A 14,574-nucleotide genomic window follows, 5' to 3' on the forward strand; every position below is an offset into this window, starting at 1 on the left:
CCTCGGCACCGCCGATGCACGCACCCATGGGGGCACCTCCCGGCCGAAGGCTGGGGGAGCCGCCCACTGATCCGACGTGATCCGAAAGACACGACCTAGTGCCGCGTCAGGCACCGGGACTGCTCAGACCGTGCTGCCGGCCGAGCCGTCCTTGGCGATGCCCTTGAGGATCTGGTCCAGCGAGGACGGGTCCGGCGCCTGCGGGTCGTCGTCCACGCCGCCCTCGAAGACGACGTAGCCGCCGCCCTTCGCCGGGACGGCGGCCAGCAGCACGTAGCCCTGGGTGCCGTCCGAGGTGCGCACGTGCCAGCGGGTGGCGTAGCCCGAGAACCCGGCGATGCCGACCGGACCGGAGCCGTTGTCGGTGTGGGTGGTGATGCCGGTGAAGATCTGCCCGGCGTACGCGGGCATCGCGGCGTCGGCGGCGGCCTTGGCGGTGGCGCCCTGGATGAGGTCCTTCTCGACGGAGAACTGGCCGCGGATGCAGGCGCCGCCGCTCGGGCAGGTGTAGCGGCCGCTGCCGAGGTAGACGGTGGAGTGCGCCGAGTTGGTGTTCGCGTCCCAGCCGTCGAGGACGGGCACGGTGATCGAGTGCTGGGTGTCCGGGACGGTCGACTTGACGGTGGGCACCGGCCTGGGCGGGATCGCCGTGGTCGTCGGGTTGGGCCTGGGGGTGCGGGACTGCGTGGTGACGACGGGGTTGGGCGTCGGGCCGACGACCGGCTCGCCGTCGTCGCTGCCTATGAGGAGGTACGCGGCGAGCGAGCCCACCACGACCACGCCGGCGGTGATGCCGGCGACCAGGCCCGCCCGCACCCGGCGGGGGGCCTGGGGCTGGTAGCCCGGGCCGGGGTAGCCGTAGCCCGGGGCGGCCGCGGCCGGGTAGCCGTAACCGGGGGTGGCGGCGCCCGGGTAGCCGTAACCGGCGTCCTGCGGGCCGCCGTAGCCGTAGCCGGGCTGCGCGGCGGGCGGGGCCGGCTGGGGGCCCGGGGGCTGCCAGGGCTGGGTCGGGGCGTCGGCGAGCGGGGCGGCGCCGCCGTGCGGGAGCGGGCGCACCTGGTCCGTCCAGGTGTGGCCGTCCCACCAGCGCTCGTGACCGGGGGTGCCGTCCGCACCGGGGACCGGGTACCACCCGGGAGGCGTCGAGTTGCTCACGGGCGTACGCTACCCGGCGCGGTGCAGGTCGAGACAGCGCGGTTGTGTCACGACTCTGCACCACCGGGGCGGGGCCCTGACGGTTCGTCAGTTCTGCTCGGTTCCGCCCGGCTCCGCCCGTTCAGTTCGGCTCAGTTCAGCTTCGTTCGGCTTCGTTCGGCTCAGTTCAGCTTCGTTCGGCCGTGAGCCTGCGGGCCATCCACACGTCGTCCACGTACGTTCCGTCGATCAGGAACTCCTCGGCGAGGGTGCCCTCGACGGTGAAGCCGCAGCTCTCGTAGAGGCGGCGGGCGGGGGCGTTCCAGCCGAGCACGCGCAGGGTCAGCTTGCGGGCGCCCTCGGCGCGGGCCGCCTCGCAGGCCGCCTCGACGAGGCGGCGGCCGATGCCCCGGCCGCGGGCGGCACCGTCCACGGCGAGGCCCTGGATCTGGCGGACGTGCCGGTTGCAGGCCAGCGGGGTCGGGGGCACCTGGCGGACGTAGCCGACGATCCGGCCGCCGAGGACGGCCACCACGTAGTGCTCCGGGAGGTGTTGCTCGTCGAAGACCGTGTCGGCCTCGCGCGGCCCGGGGCTGACGTCGGAGAGGGTGGACCAGGCGGCACGGTCGACGGTGGCGAGGTCCTGGTCGTCCTCGGGGCGGGCGGGTCGGATGATCAGTTCGTCGTCGGGCATGCGCGCCAGCCTAATGATCGCGTGTGCGGGCGTGAGCTGAACAAAGGGCTGCGAGGATGGGCGCATGCGCATCGCTGTCACGGGCTCCACGGGATTGATCGGCTCCGCACTCGTCCGCTCCCTGCTGGCGGACGGCCACGAGGTGGTGCGGCTCGTCCGGCGCCGCTCCCGCACCGGGCCGCAGTCCGACGGCAGTACGGCCATCGGCTGGAACCCGCTGCTCGGCCAGGTCGAGCGCGAGGGGCTGGCCGGGGTCGAGGCGGTGGTGCACCTGGCGGGCGCCGGGGTCGGGGACCGGCGGTGGTCGGAGCCGTACAAGCGGGAGATCCGGGAGAGCCGGGTCCTGGGCACCGAGACGCTGTCCGTCGCGCTGGCCGAGCTCGAGGAGCCGCCGAGGGTGCTGGTCAGCGCCTCCGCCGTCGGCTGGTACGGGCAGACCGGGGACGAGGTGATCGACGAGGACTCCCCCGCCGGGGACGACTTCCTGGCCGAGGTGTGCGTGGAGTGGGAGGCCGCGGCCCGGCCGGCCGAGCGGGCCGGGATCAGGGTCGTCCACCCGCGCACCGGGCTGGTGCTGTCCCCGGCGGGCGGCGCCGGGGCTCGGCTGTTCCCGCTGTTCAGGCTGGGCCTGGGCGGGCGGCTCGGCAGCGGGCGGCAGTACTGGAGCTTCATCTCGCTGGCCGACGAGGTCGCCGCGCTGCGGTTCCTGATCGACCGGGAGGACCTGTCGGGCGCGTTCAACCTGACGGCTCCCGAGCCGGTGACCAACGCCGAGCTGACGGCGGCGCTCGGGCGGGCGCTGCGGCGGCCGACCCCGTTCCCGGTGCCGGAGGCGGTGCTGCGGGCGGTGCTCGGGGATCTGTCGGTGGAGGTGATCGGCAGTCACCGGGTGGTGCCGCGGCGGCTGCTGGAGGCGGGGTTCCGCTTCGCGCACCCGGACGTGGACTCGGCGGTGCGGGCGGCGCTGTAGTCGCGGGCGTACCTCGGGTACGACATGCGCCCTGGCCAGGGGCATATGCGGATCGGGGGCGGGATGCGGGCGCGGTGGGGCTCCGGAGGGGGGCGCACGGGAGCACACGGCGGGCGCGTCGCACGCCCCCGGTGACCGTACGCGCCCGCCCGCCCCGGAACCCGGCTGCCAGGGCGCACTGTCCGTGACCGCGCCCCCACCCGGCGCCGCACGACCCCTCCTGACCCCTGGATCGAGTCCGATGCGTCTGTCTGATGCTCACATCGACTGGGCATCACATCGTCGGACCGTGCCCGGCACCCCGCTGCCCGCGTAGGCCGGAGCCCCGGGAACCCCAGGGAGGGAGCACCCCAGTGCCCACGTACGACTTCACCCGCCGCACCCGCCGACCGTCCGACCCGGACGTCGTCGTGGTCGGCGCCGGACTCGCGGGCCTGGCCGCCGCCCGCGCGCTGACCGGCCAAGGACTCACCGTCCAGGTCCTGGAGACCACCGAGCGCATAGGCGGCCGCATGGCCACCCGCGAACAGGACGGATTCCGGCTCGACGACGGCAGCCGCCTCCTGAACACCGCCTACCCCGAGCTGCGGCGCGCGCTCGACCTCGACCGCCTGGACCTGCGCCTGCTCGCACCCGGCGTGCTCGTCCACAGCGCCGGACGCCGCTACCGCGCCGGCGACCCCCAGCTCACCACCGCGCGGCAGGCCGCCACCCGCGCCCCGCTCGGCAGCCCGCTCGACAAGGCCCGGCTCGGCAGCCGCCTCGGCCGGCTCGCCGCCACCCCGGCCGCCCGGCTCCTGGCCCGCCCGGAGACCACCGCCGCCCGCGCGCTCGCCGGCCACGGGCTCGCCCCGCGCACCGTCGACGGCTTCCTGCGCCCCTTGCTCAGCGCGCTGCTCGGCGACCCGGCCCTCGGGACCAGCAGCCGGGTCGCCGACCTGGTGCTGCGCTCCTACGCGCGCGGCCGGCTCTGTCTGCCCGCCGGCGGGATCGCGGCCGTCCCGGCCCAGCTGGCCGACGCGCTGCCCGCCGGAACCGTGCGCACCGGGGTGCGGGTCACCTCGATCGCCGCCGACGGCGTGGAGACCGCCGCGCACGGGCGGATCGGCGCGCAGGCCGTCGTGGTCGCCACCGACGCCCGCTCCGCCGCCGACCTGCTGCCCGGGCTGCGGGTGCCGGACTTCCACCCCGTCACCACCTTCTTCCACGCCGCCGACCGCACGCCGCTGGGCGAGGCCGTGCTGCTGCTGGACGGCGACCGGCCCGGCGGGCACCCGCCGCTGGTGTCGCACTCGCTGGTGCTCAGCGAACTGCACGCCTCGTACGCGCCGGACGGCCAGGCGCTCATCGCCACCACCGTGCTCGGGCGGCGCTCCTTCGACGCGGGCGGGCCCGCCGGGCTGGAGCCCGCCGTCCGGGCCCGGCTCTCGGAGCTGTACGGCACCTCGGCGGCGGGCTGGCAGTTCCTGAGCGTGCGGCACGTCCCGGACGCGCTGCCCGCGATGCCGCCGCCGCACAACCTGCGCCGGCCCGTACGGCTGGTGGCCGGGCTGTACGTCGCCGGGGACCACCGGGACAGCAGCACCGTGCAGGGCGCGCTGGTCTCCGGGCGGCGGGCCGCGCGGGCGGTCCTGGGCGACCTGGGGCTCCCGGCCTCCGAGCAGGAGGCGGAGGCCGCGGCCTGAGACCTGCTCGGAGGCCGGTTGCGGCCTCAAGGGGTTCGGCCTGCGGGGTTGCGGGCGGGCGGCGTGTCAGGATGCCGGACATGACCGTTCTGACCGCTCATCGGATGATTCTGATGATTTCGCCTCCTCCGATGGCCCGCAGGGCCTCGGCCGTTCGGCCGGTGTCCCGATGAGCGCCGGGGCCTCCCAGCCGCTGGCGCTGATCCTGATCCCCGCGGCGGCCGTGGCCGCGCCGCTCCTCGCGGACCGGCTGCTGCGGTGGATCGCCGTCCCGACGGTCGTGTTCGAGATCGTGCTCGGCGTCCTCATCGGCCCGGACGTCCTGGACTGGGCGCACGTCGACGGCCTGGTCGGCTCGCTCTCCCAGTTCGGCCTGGCCATGCTGATGTTCCTGGCCGGCTACGAGATCGACTTCGCCAGGCTGCGCGGCGGCCCGCTCAGACGGGCGGGCGCCGCGTGGCTGGTCTCGCTGGTGCTGGCGCTCGGAGTGGGCGCGCTCGTCAACGACGTCCCCCTCAACGGCGCCTTCGCCGGGCTCGCGCTCACCACCACCGCGCTCGGCACGATCCTGCCGATCCTGCGCGACTCCGGCGAACTGTCCACACCCTTCGGCTCGTTGGTGATGGCCACCGGGGCGGTGGGCGAGTTCGCGCCGATCATCGCGGTCGCCGCCCTGCTCAGCGGCAACTCCCCGGCCCGCACGGCCGTCATCCTCGGCGCCTTCGCCGTGATCACCGCCGTGGCCGTGCTCGGGGCGCGCCGGCCGCGCCCCGCCTGGGTGACCCGGCTGATCGAGCGCACGCTCCGTACGTCCGGGCAGTTCGCGATCCGGACGGTGATCCTGGTGCTCGCCACGATGGTCGCCGCCGCGCTCTGGCTCGACCTGGACATGCTGCTCGGCGCCTTCACCGCCGGGATCGTCTCCCGGCTGCTGCTCTCGGACATCCGGCAGGCCGAGGAGGAGGTGATCGAGGCCAAGCTGGAGAGCATCGGCTTCGGCTTCCTGGTGCCGGTGTTCTTCGTGGTCAGCGGGATGAAGTTCGACCTGGACGCGCTGCTGGACGACCCGGGCACGCTGCTGCTCGTCCCGGTGTTCCTGCTCCTGCTGCTCGCCGTGCGCGGGGTGCCGGCCGCTCTGCTGGCCCCGGCGGGGCTCGGGCCGCGGGACCGTACGGCGCTCGGGCTGTACGGGGCGACGGCGCTGCCGCTGGTCGTGGTGATCACCACCATCGAGGTGGACGCCGGGCACCTGCGCTCCTCGACGGCGGCGGCGCTGGTGGGCGCCGGGATGCTGTCCGTGCTGGCGTTCCCGCTGGCGGCGCAGCGGGTGCGCGGCGGCGCCCGGCCCTCGGCGCCCGCCGGGGACGGGCGGGCGAGGGTCCGGGCCGAGAGCTGGTGATCCCGGCCCGGTGTCGGATCCTTCGGGTGTCGCGCCCTGTCAGATGATGCCCGCCTGGCGGGCCGTCTCCTCGAAGGCCCGCGCCACCTGGCTGCCCCGGTACGGGGTGAGACGGCGGTGGAAGTCGCGGACGTACTCCAGCGAGCGGGCCGATCGCATCTCCCCCGCCGCCCGCAGCGCGTCGGTGGCCATGGTGCAGGCTTCGTCGAGGTCCCCCATGCCGAGCCGGGCGGTGGCCAGCACCAGTCGGCAGAAGATCCGGCTGCGGGCGTAGGCGGGCGAGCGCAGCCGCAGCGACTTCTCGGCGTGCTGGGCGCAGGTGCGCCACTGCTGGAGGTCGCGGTAGCAGTGGGCGAACTCGTCGGAGAGCTGCGCCTCGTCGAAGTACCGCGCCCAGGAGGAGAGTTCGTCGCCGCTGCGGGCGGCCGCGAGGGCCCGCTCGGAGCGTACGAGGGCGGTGGTGCAGGAGCGGACGTCGCCCAGCAGGCCGTGTCCGCGCGCCTCGGCGGCGTGCATCAGCGCCTGGACGGTGGGCGGCACGGCGGTGCCCACGCCCTGCTGGGCGACCCTGGCGAGCTGGACGGCCTCGCGGCCGTGGCCGAGGTGGACGGCCTGCTGGCTCATCGTCACCAGCACGTAGCCGCCGAGGGCGCGGTCCCCCGCGGCCTGGGACAGGCGCAGGGCCTGGACGAAGTAGCGCTGGGCGAGGCCGTGGGCGGCGATGTCGAAGGACGTCCAGCCGGCGAGCCGGGTGAGGTCGGCGACGGCGCCGAACAGGGCCCGGCCGATCTGCTCGCCGTAGCGGCCGCGCAGCATCGGCTCGGCCTCGCTCTCCAGGTAGCGGACCAGGGCCTGGCGGGCGTGGCCGCCGCCGTAGGCGTGGTCGAGCGCGCGGAAGAGGTCGCCGACGGCGCGGATGGCGGCGATGTCGCCGCGGCCGACGCGCAGGGCGGGGCGGGTCTCGCGGGCGGCCGGGTCGGAGTACGGGGGCTCGACGGCGGCGGGCGGGCGGCGGCTCTGGGTGGGGACCCGGCCGATGGCGGCGGCGGTGCCGGTGGTGCGGGCGGTGGTGGCCGGGGTGGCGGGCACGCCCGGGGCCTGGCCGCGCGGCGGACCGGTGGGGGGCGCGCCGGGCCCGGTCGTGGCCGTGGTGGTGGCCGCGGCTGTCGCGTCCGGGCGGACCAGGGTGGAGCCGTCCCGGGCGACCCGCTCGTCGGTGCGGCCGATCAGCCAGTCCCGGCTGGGGACGACCAGGCCGGCCGGGGTGAAGGCGATCCGGCGCAGTTCGGACTGCGGGCCGTTGTCCTTGCGCCACATGCTCGCGACGATGTCCACCGCCTCCTGCGGGGTCTCGGCGAACTCCAGCCCGGCGTACACCGGGGCGCAGGCGTCGAGGCCGAGGTCCTGGGCGGTGAGGCGGCGGCCGAGGCGGCGGGTGAAGACCTCGGCGATCAGGGCCGGGGTGGCACCTCGGGGCTGCTGGCCCCGGAGCCAGCGGGTGACCGAGGTCTTGTCGTAGCGCAGGTCGAGGCCGTGTTCGAGGCCGAGCTGGTCGACGCGGCGGGCGAGGCCCGCGTGCGAGAAGCCGGCCTCCTCGATCAGGGCGGCGAGCTGGGCGTTCTGCGGCGTCGGGCCGGTGTGGGCCTTCGCGGCGGCCTCGGGCGCGGCGGGGTCGTGCCGGTCCTCGGGCGTGGCCTGCACCGGCAGCCGCAGCTCGTCGGCGGTCAGGACGTCGTCGGCGAGCACGTCCTCGACCAGGACGTCGTTGGTCAGGGTGTCGTCGGTCAGGGCGTCGGGGGCGTCCGGAAGGGCCCGGCCGACCGGACCTCGGTGCTGGCCGAGCGGGTCGAGCGGTCCGTACGCCGGGCTGTCGGTAGCAGGCCGTTGGGGCATGTCAGTCAACACCTCTCGGACGTCGCACCGGGCTCTACCAGCGCTTCGGCTGCCTGGGGCGGCGCCCCCTGTCGGGAATCGGCGTGAATGTAGCGAGCATTCGGGCGCTATGGGTGGATCTGACCGAGCAATCCTCCGAACGGGTGAAGCAACCGCGCCCATTGTGGGGAAGCGAGGTCAGCGCGGGTTTGCCCTTCCGGGGGCGAACCGTCCCGCACCCCGCATGGGGCTCACCGCCACAGTCCAGCGGGCTGCTGTAGCGCTCCGCCACATGGGAGCCGGGCCGCCGGATTCCTACCGTTCTCGACCATGGACACCACTACTGCGCGCCCGTTGGACGGCCGTACGGCCCTGGTCACCGGCGCCGCCTCCGGCATCGGCCGGGCCTGCGCCGAGGCCCTCGCGGAGGCCGGCGCCCGGGTCTACGTCGTCGACCTCGCCGCCGACCCCGCCCGGGAGGTCGCCGAGCGGATCGGCGGGCAGGCGATCGTCACCGACCTCGCCGACCCGGCGGCCGTGGACGCCCTGCCGGACGACGCCGACATCGTCGTCAACAACGCCGGACTGCAGCACGTCGCCCCCGTCCACGAGTTCCCGCCCGAGCGGTTCGTCCTCATCCAGCGCGTCATGGTCGAGGCCCCCTTCCGCATCCTGCGCCGCACCCTGCCGCACATGTACGCCCAGGGGTGGGGCCGCGTCGTCAACATCTCCTCCGTCCACGGACTGCGCGCCAGCGCCTTCAAGTCCGCGTACGTCACCGCCAAGCACGCCCTCGAGGGCCTCAGCAAGACCGTCGCCCTCGAAGGCGCCCCCCACGGCGTCACCAGCAACTGCATCAACCCCGGCTACGTCCGCACCCCCCTCGTCGAGAAGCAGATCGCGGCCCAGGCCCTCACCCACGGCATCCCCGAGGACGAGGTCGTCGAACGCATCATGCTCGACCGCCCCGCCATGAAGCGCCTCATCGAACCCGCCGAAGTCGCCGCCCTCGCCCTCTACCTCTGCACCCCCGCCGCCTCCTACCTCACCGGCGCCAGCCTCCCCCTCGACGGCGCCTGGACGGCTCACTGACACGGGCCGTCACCGTCGGACCCGGAGTGGGGCTTGGGGACATGGGTGGGGGCGGGACTGTGTGGGTCGGGCACATGGGCCCCGGGGCCGGGGGTTCCTACCTTGTGGCGACGTCGTCTCCGCTGGAAGGAATGTGGTGGGCATGGGTGCGCCTGGGGCGCGGGGGTCACTCCCGCGAGTGGTGGCCGCGAGTCTGATCGGGACCACGATCGAGTGGTACGACTACTTCTTGTACGGAACAGCCGCAGCGCTGGTGTTCGGGAAGCTGTTCTTCCCGAACACCGACCCGCTGACGGGGACGCTGCTGTCGTTCCTCACCTATGCGATCGGGTTCGCGGCGCGGCCCGTCGGGGCGCTGGTGTTCGGGCACTTCGGGGACCGGGTGGGGCGCAAGCGGCTGCTGGTGGTGAGCCTGCTGCTGATGGGCGGGTCGACGACGGCGATCGGGCTGCTGCCGACGTACTCGTCGATCGGGGCGGCGGCGCCGGTGCTGCTGACGGCGCTGCGGCTGGTGCAGGGGTTCGCGCTCGGCGGGGAGTGGGGCGGGGCGGTACTGCTGGTGTCGGAGCACGGGGACCGGCGGCGGCGCGGGTTCTGGGCGTCCTGGCCGCAGGGCGGGGCGCCGGCCGGGAACCTGCTGGCGGCCGGGGTGCTGTCGCTGATGACCTCGACGCTGTCGGACGAGGCGTTCCTGTCCTGGGGCTGGCGGGTGCCGTTCCTGCTGTCGGCGGTGCTGGTCGCGGTCGGGCTGTGGATCCGGCTGGCGGTGGAGGAGTCTCCGCTGTTCCAGCAGGCGGTGGCGAACCGGCCGGCGCACGAACAGCCGCCGCTGGTCGGGGTGTTGAAGTACCACTGGCGCGAGGTGCTGGTCGCCATGGGCGCGCGGATGGCGGAGAACATCTCGTACTACGTGATGACGACCTTCGTCCTGACCTACGCCGTCAGCCACGCCCACTTCGGCAAACAGAGCGCGCTGAACGCCGTCCTGATCGGCTCGGCGATCCAGTTCGCCCTGATCCCGCTCTTCGGCGCCCTCTCGGACCGGGTCGGCCGCAAACCCGTCTACCTGACGGGCGCGATCGGCGTCGGGGTGTGGGCGTTCGTGTTCTTCGGACTGATCGACACCCACTCGTTCACCCAGCTCGCCCTGGCCGTCACCGTCGGGCTGGTCTTCCACAGCGCCATGTACGCGCCCCAGGCGGCCTTCTTCTCCGAGCTGTTCGCGACCAGGCTGCGTTACTCCGGCGCCTCGATCGGCGCCCAGTTCGCCTCGGTGGCCGCCGGCGCCCCCGCGCCGCTGATCGCCACCGCGCTGCTCAAGGACTACGGCAGCTCCACCCCCATCGCGGTGTACGTGGCGATCGCGGCGGCGATCACCGTCCTGGCCGTGCTCTGCGGACGGGAGACCCGGGGTCAGGACCTCGCCGAGGTCGAGGAGCAGCAGCAGGCGGAGGGCGCGGTGGTCGGAAAGCCCGCTGTGGCCTAGGAGTTCGAGGGGCTAACATCGCGATCTCGCGCACCCGTCGGACGGACGCAGATTGGCGGCACGCACCATGAACGACGAGAGTGCCGCGCCCGCGCTGCGGCGGCTGCTCGACCTGCTCGCCTCCGGCGCAGCCACCGAGGACTTCGCCGAGGTGCTGGCCGACGCCCGCCGCCGCGGTGCGCCGGCCGGCGTCCTCGCCGAGATCGACGACGCCACCTGGCAGGCCCTGCGGGTGCACCGCACCCTGCGTCAACACCGGCGGCGGGAAGCCGAGTTGACCGCGCTCTTCGACACCGCCGGGGACCTCGCCGCCTCCCGGGAGCTGGACACCGTCCTCCAGGCGATCGTGCGCCGAGCCCGGATGCTGCTCGGCACCGACACCGCCTACCTGACCCTGCCGGACGAGGCCGCCGGTGACACCTACATGCGGGTCACCGACGGCTCCGTCTCCGTCCTCTTCCAGACCCTGCGGCTCAGCCTCGGCGACGGCCTGGGCGGTCTGGTGGCGCAGACCGCCCGCCCGTACGCGACGCCCGACTACCGCACCGACGACCGGTTCCGCCACACCGGCACCATCGACGCCGGTGTGCTCGACGAGGGCCTCGTCGCGATCATCGGGGTACCGCTGCTGCTCGGCGGGCAGGTGATCGGCGTCCTGTTCGCCGCCGACCGCTCCCCGCGCGCCTTCTCCCCCGACGAGGTCGCGCTGCTGTGCACCCTCGCCGCGCACGCCGCGATCGCGCTGGACACCGCCAAGGCCCTGGCCGACACCCGGGCCGCCCTCGCCGAACTGAACGCCGCCAATGAGCTCGTCCGGGCGCACTCCGCCGCCGTCCAGCGCGCCGAGCAGGCGCACGACCGGCTCACCGACCTGGTGCTTCGCGGCGCCGAGGTCCCGGACGTGGCCGCCGCCGTCGCGCACCTGCTGGGCGGGGAGATCGCCGTCCTGGACGCCGAGGGCGAGCCCCTGGCCGGGCGGGCACCGGTGGCGGAACTGGCCGCCGCCGTCGCCGCCTCCCGTACCGAGGGCCGGTCCGTACGGCACGAGAACCTGTGGGTCTGCGCGGTGCTGGCCGGGCAGGACGCGCTCGGCACCCTGGTACTGCGCGGCCGCCCCGACCTCGACGACGCCGACCGGCGGCTGTTCGAGCGGGCCAGCGTGGTCACCGCCCTGCTGTTGCTGCTGCGCCGCTCGGTCGCGGAGACGGAGAACCGCGTCCGCGGCGAGCTGCTCACCGACCTGCTCACCGCCCCCGAACGCGACCCCGCCGGGCTCACCGCGCGCGGCCGCCGCCTGGGCGTCGACCTCGCCCGCCCCCACCTGGTCCTGGTCGCCGAGCCCGCGGACCGTACGGACGGCGCCGAGCGGGAGCGGCTCGCGGGCGCGGCCCGGCGCTACCTCTTCGGCTCCCGGGGCGTCGGCGCCGAGCACGGGGAGGCGGTGGTCCTGCTGGTGCCCGAGGCCGAGTACGCGGCGGGTGCCGAGGGCGCCGAGGAGACCGCCCGGCAGGCCGCCGACCGGCTCGCCCGGCTGGCCGGCTTCCCGGTGACGGTCGGCGCGGGCCGCCCCGCCGCCGGCCCGTCCGCACTGGCCGCCTCGTACGCGGAGGGTCTGCGCTGCGTGCGCGCCCTGCGGGTGCTCGGCCGCGCCGGGGAGGGCGCCTCGGCCAGGGCGCTCGGCTTCCTCGGGGTGCTGCTCGGGGACGGCCACGACGTGGACGGCTTCGTCGGCGGGGTGCTCGGCCCGCTGCTCGACTACGACGCCCGGCGGGGCACGGAGCTGGTGCGCACCCTGCGCGCGTACTTCGACTGCGGCGGCAGCCTCACCCGGGCCAAGGACGAGCTGCACGTCCACGTGAACACGGTGGTGCAGCGGCTGGACCGGGTGGAGGCGCTGCTCGGGAAGGACTGGCACGAGCCGGAGCGCTCGCTGGAGCTGCAGTTGGCGCTGCGGTTGCAGTTGCTGGGCGGTGACGGGGGCCACTGAGACGGCCCGTACAGCTGCTTCGGGCCGGGGCGTACAGTGGCGAGGTTGGTCTCGAACGCCTGGCAAGGAGCAGCATCGGTGAGCGAGCGGAGCGAGCGAACAATGAGGAGCGGCGCGTTTCGCGAAGCGACCGCCGAGCGAAGCGAGGCGGGCGCATGAGCGAGAACGTTCGTTTTGTTCGCATGGGCATAGGCGAGCGCGCCGTCCCCTACGAGGAGGCGTGGGCGGAGCAGCAGCGGCTGCACGCACTGCGGGTCGCGGACGAGATCCCCGACACCGTGCTGCTGCTGGAGCACCAGCCCGTCTACACGATGGGCAAGCGCACCAACCCCGCCGACCTGCCGCTGGACGGCACCCCGGTGGTCGAGGTGAACCGGGGCGGCGAGATCACCTGGCACGGCCCCGGCCAGCTGGTCGGATACCCGATCATCAAGCTGCCCGACCCGATCGACGTGATCGCGTACGTGCGCCGGCTGGAGGAGTCGCTGATCCGCGCCGCCGCCGACTTCGGCATCGGGACCACCCGGATCGAGGGCCGCAGCGGGGTCTGGGTGCTCGGCGACTCCCTCCCGGACGCGGTGGTGGACCCGGCCCAGGTCGTGGACATCGGCAAGCTCACCCTGCGCATGGGCCTGCCGCTGGGCATCGACCCGCGCCTGGCCGGCCCCGAGTACGCGCCCTCCAACGCCGGGCAGCGCGGTGACGACCGCAAGCTCGCCGCGATCGGCGTGCGCGTCGCCCGCGGGGTGACGATGCACGGGTTCTCGCTCAACTGCGACCCGGACATGACCTGGTTCGACAAGATCGTGCCGTGCGGCATCCGGGACGCGGGCGTCGCCTCGATCTCCGGCGAGCTGGGGCGCGACTTCACGGTGGGCGACGCGCTGGAGGCCGTGGAGCGGCACCTGGCGGCCGTCCTCGCCGAACTGCCGGAGCCGGCGCTCAGCCGCTGACGTCCGCAGCCCACCGCTGGGAATCTACTGACCGGTAGCCGTGTTGCCCTGCGATTGCAGGGCGACCGGCCCGGCGAAGCCCGTACAACCACAGGCGTACCCTGGGGGTACCCCGTCTAGTTCTAGGAGTCGCACGTGTCCGCTGTCGCGCCCGACGGCAGGAAGCTGCTCCGCCTGGAGGTCCGCAACAGCGAGACCCCCATCGAGCGGAAGCCCGAGTGGATCAAGACCCGCGCGAAGATGGGCCCGGAGTACAACGCCCTCCAGTCGCTGGTGAAGAAGGAGGGGCTGCACACGGTCTGCCAGGAGGCCGGCTGCCCCAACATCTTCGAGTGCTGGGAGGACCGCGAGGCGACCTTCCTCATCGGCGGTGACCAGTGCACCCGCCGCTGCGACTTCTGCCAGATCGACACCGGCAAGCCCGCCGAGTTCGACCGCGACGAGCCGCGCCGGGTCGCCGAGTCCATCGTCACCATGGACCTCAACTACGCCACCATCACCGGCGTCGCCCGCGACGACCTGGAGGACGGCGGCGCCTGGCTGTACGCCGAGACCGTGCGCCAGGTGCACGCGATGACGGCCGAGCGCGCCGGCGGCCGTACCGGCGTCGAGCTGCTGATCCCCGACTTCAACGCGGTGCCCGAGCAGCTGGCCGAGGTCTTCTCCTCCCGGCCCGAGGTGCTGGCGCACAACGTCGAGACGGTGCCGCGCATCTTCAAGCGCATCCGCCCGGCCTTCCGCTACGAGCGCTCGCTGGACGTCATCACCCAGGCCCGCGCGGCCGGGCTGGTCACCAAGTCCAACCTGATCCTCGGCATGGGCGAGACCCGCGAGGAGGTCAGCCAGGCGCTGGCCGACCTGGTGGGCGCCGGCTGCGAGCTGATCACCATCACCCAGTACCTGCGGCCCTCGCTGCGCCACCACCCGGTGGAGCGCTGGGTGAAGCCGCACGAGTTCGTCGAGTTGCAGGAGGAGGCCGAGGAGCTCGGCTTCGCCGGCGTCATGTCGGGCCCGCTGGTGCGCTCGTCGTACCGGGCCGGGCGGCTGTACCGGCAGGCGCTGGAGCGTCGCGAGCAGGCGGCGGTCTGAGCACGGGTTGAGCGCGCCGAGGCGTCGAGGCTGATCCAGGCCATGCGAAGGGCGGAGCCACGGCTCCGCCCTTCGGGTTTCACCGCGCTTTGACTGCCTGGTCACGGGCTGGTAACACGGGGTGGGGATGGTGGACGCGTTGCCACCGTTCGATTCGTCTCAGCGATTCTTCTCAGCCACGTCACCTCAGTCACGAGGGAGCTGTACGTCATG

At 74.3% G+C, this 14,574-nt stretch carries 11 protein-coding genes; 8 read left to right on the top strand and 3 right to left on the bottom strand.

The window, feature by feature from the left end:
- Positions 1–123: 123 nt before the first annotated feature.
- Together IH61_RS49810 and IH61_RS0135235 are read right to left on the bottom strand one after the other, a co-directional pair.
- The gene (locus IH61_RS49810; protein ID WP_031077551.1) at positions 124–1,155 is read right to left on the bottom strand and encodes a DUF2510 domain-containing protein; all 1,032 of its coding nucleotides are present in this window, start codon (positions 1,153–1,155) and stop codon (positions 124–126) included.
- A 166-nt stretch (positions 1,156–1,321) separates the two neighbouring features.
- Positions 1,322–1,828, bottom strand: a complete 507-nt coding sequence (locus tag IH61_RS0135235) for a GNAT family N-acetyltransferase (protein WP_031077553.1) — start codon at positions 1,826–1,828, stop codon at positions 1,322–1,324.
- A gap of 64 nt (positions 1,829–1,892) precedes the next feature.
- Here IH61_RS0135235 and IH61_RS0135240 point away from each other — a divergent pair, with 64 nt between their 5' ends.
- The 3 genes from IH61_RS0135240 to IH61_RS0135250 all read left to right on the top strand — a co-directional run bounded on the left by IH61_RS0135240 (position 1,893) and on the right by IH61_RS0135250 (position 5,882).
- Positions 1,893–2,798 carry a TIGR01777 family oxidoreductase gene (locus IH61_RS0135240; protein WP_031077555.1) on the top strand — a complete coding sequence of 302 codons (906 nt, stop codon included), beginning with the start codon at positions 1,893–1,895 and terminating at the stop codon, positions 2,796–2,798.
- A gap of 353 nt (positions 2,799–3,151) precedes the next feature.
- Positions 3,152–4,483, top strand: coding sequence for an NAD(P)/FAD-dependent oxidoreductase (locus tag IH61_RS0135245; protein WP_031077557.1), 1,332 nt, complete (start codon positions 3,152–3,154; stop codon positions 4,481–4,483).
- A 169-nt stretch (positions 4,484–4,652) separates the two neighbouring features.
- Positions 4,653–5,882, top strand: a complete 1,230-nt coding sequence (locus tag IH61_RS0135250) for a cation:proton antiporter (protein ID WP_031077559.1) — start codon at positions 4,653–4,655, stop codon at positions 5,880–5,882.
- A gap of 39 nt (positions 5,883–5,921) precedes the next feature.
- On the opposite strand, the gene IH61_RS0135255 is transcribed toward IH61_RS0135250, so the two are convergent.
- Positions 5,922–7,775 (bottom strand): regulator, encoded by a 1,854-nt coding sequence (locus tag IH61_RS0135255; protein WP_234327473.1) that lies wholly within the window; start codon positions 7,773–7,775, stop codon positions 5,922–5,924.
- A 309-nt stretch (positions 7,776–8,084) separates the two neighbouring features.
- Between IH61_RS0135255 and IH61_RS0135260 the strand changes: the two genes are divergently transcribed.
- The 5 genes from IH61_RS0135260 to lipA all read left to right on the top strand — a co-directional run bounded on the left by IH61_RS0135260 (position 8,085) and on the right by lipA (position 14,361).
- Positions 8,085–8,846: a 3-hydroxybutyrate dehydrogenase gene (locus IH61_RS0135260; protein ID WP_031077563.1), complete on the top strand. Its 762-nt coding sequence runs from the start codon at positions 8,085–8,087 to the stop codon at positions 8,844–8,846.
- 142 nt (positions 8,847–8,988) lie between these two features.
- Positions 8,989–10,332 carry an MFS transporter gene (locus IH61_RS0135265; RefSeq protein ID WP_037973778.1) on the top strand — a complete coding sequence of 448 codons (1,344 nt, stop codon included), beginning with the start codon at positions 8,989–8,991 and terminating at the stop codon, positions 10,330–10,332.
- 67 nt (positions 10,333–10,399) lie between these two features.
- Complete coding sequence (locus IH61_RS0135270; protein WP_031077567.1) at positions 10,400–12,319, top strand: helix-turn-helix domain-containing protein; 1,920 nt, start codon at positions 10,400–10,402, stop codon at positions 12,317–12,319.
- 155 nt (positions 12,320–12,474) lie between these two features.
- The gene (gene lipB / locus IH61_RS0135275; protein WP_031077569.1) at positions 12,475–13,272 is read left to right on the top strand and encodes a lipoyl(octanoyl) transferase LipB; all 798 of its coding nucleotides are present in this window, start codon (positions 12,475–12,477) and stop codon (positions 13,270–13,272) included.
- A gap of 135 nt (positions 13,273–13,407) precedes the next feature.
- Entirely contained in the window at positions 13,408–14,361 is a 954-nt protein-coding gene (gene lipA, locus IH61_RS0135280; protein WP_031077571.1) for a lipoyl synthase, read from the top strand.
- The last annotated feature ends 213 nt before the right edge of the window (positions 14,362–14,574 follow it).

Source organism: Streptomyces sp. NRRL WC-3742, assembly GCF_000720635.1.
Taxonomy (GTDB): Bacteria; Actinomycetota; Actinomycetes; order Streptomycetales; family Streptomycetaceae; genus Kitasatospora.

Coding starts and splice junctions, on each gene's coding strand:
- IH61_RS0135235 (WP_031077553.1), bottom strand. CDS start 1,828: ATGCCCGACGACGAACTGATCATCCGACCCGCCCGCCCCGAGGACGAC.
- IH61_RS0135240 (WP_031077555.1), top strand. CDS start 1,893: ATGCGCATCGCTGTCACGGGCTCCACGGGATTGATCGGCTCCGCACTC.
- IH61_RS0135250 (WP_031077559.1), top strand. CDS start 4,653: ATGAGCGCCGGGGCCTCCCAGCCGCTGGCGCTGATCCTGATCCCCGCG.
- IH61_RS0135255 (WP_234327473.1), bottom strand. CDS start 7,775: ATGCCCCAACGGCCTGCTACCGACAGCCCGGCGTACGGACCGCTCGAC.
- IH61_RS0135260 (WP_031077563.1), top strand. CDS start 8,085: ATGGACACCACTACTGCGCGCCCGTTGGACGGCCGTACGGCCCTGGTC.
- IH61_RS0135265 (WP_037973778.1), top strand. CDS start 8,989: ATGGGTGCGCCTGGGGCGCGGGGGTCACTCCCGCGAGTGGTGGCCGCG.
- IH61_RS0135270 (WP_031077567.1), top strand. CDS start 10,400: ATGAACGACGAGAGTGCCGCGCCCGCGCTGCGGCGGCTGCTCGACCTG.
- lipB (WP_031077569.1), top strand. CDS start 12,475: ATGAGCGAGAACGTTCGTTTTGTTCGCATGGGCATAGGCGAGCGCGCC.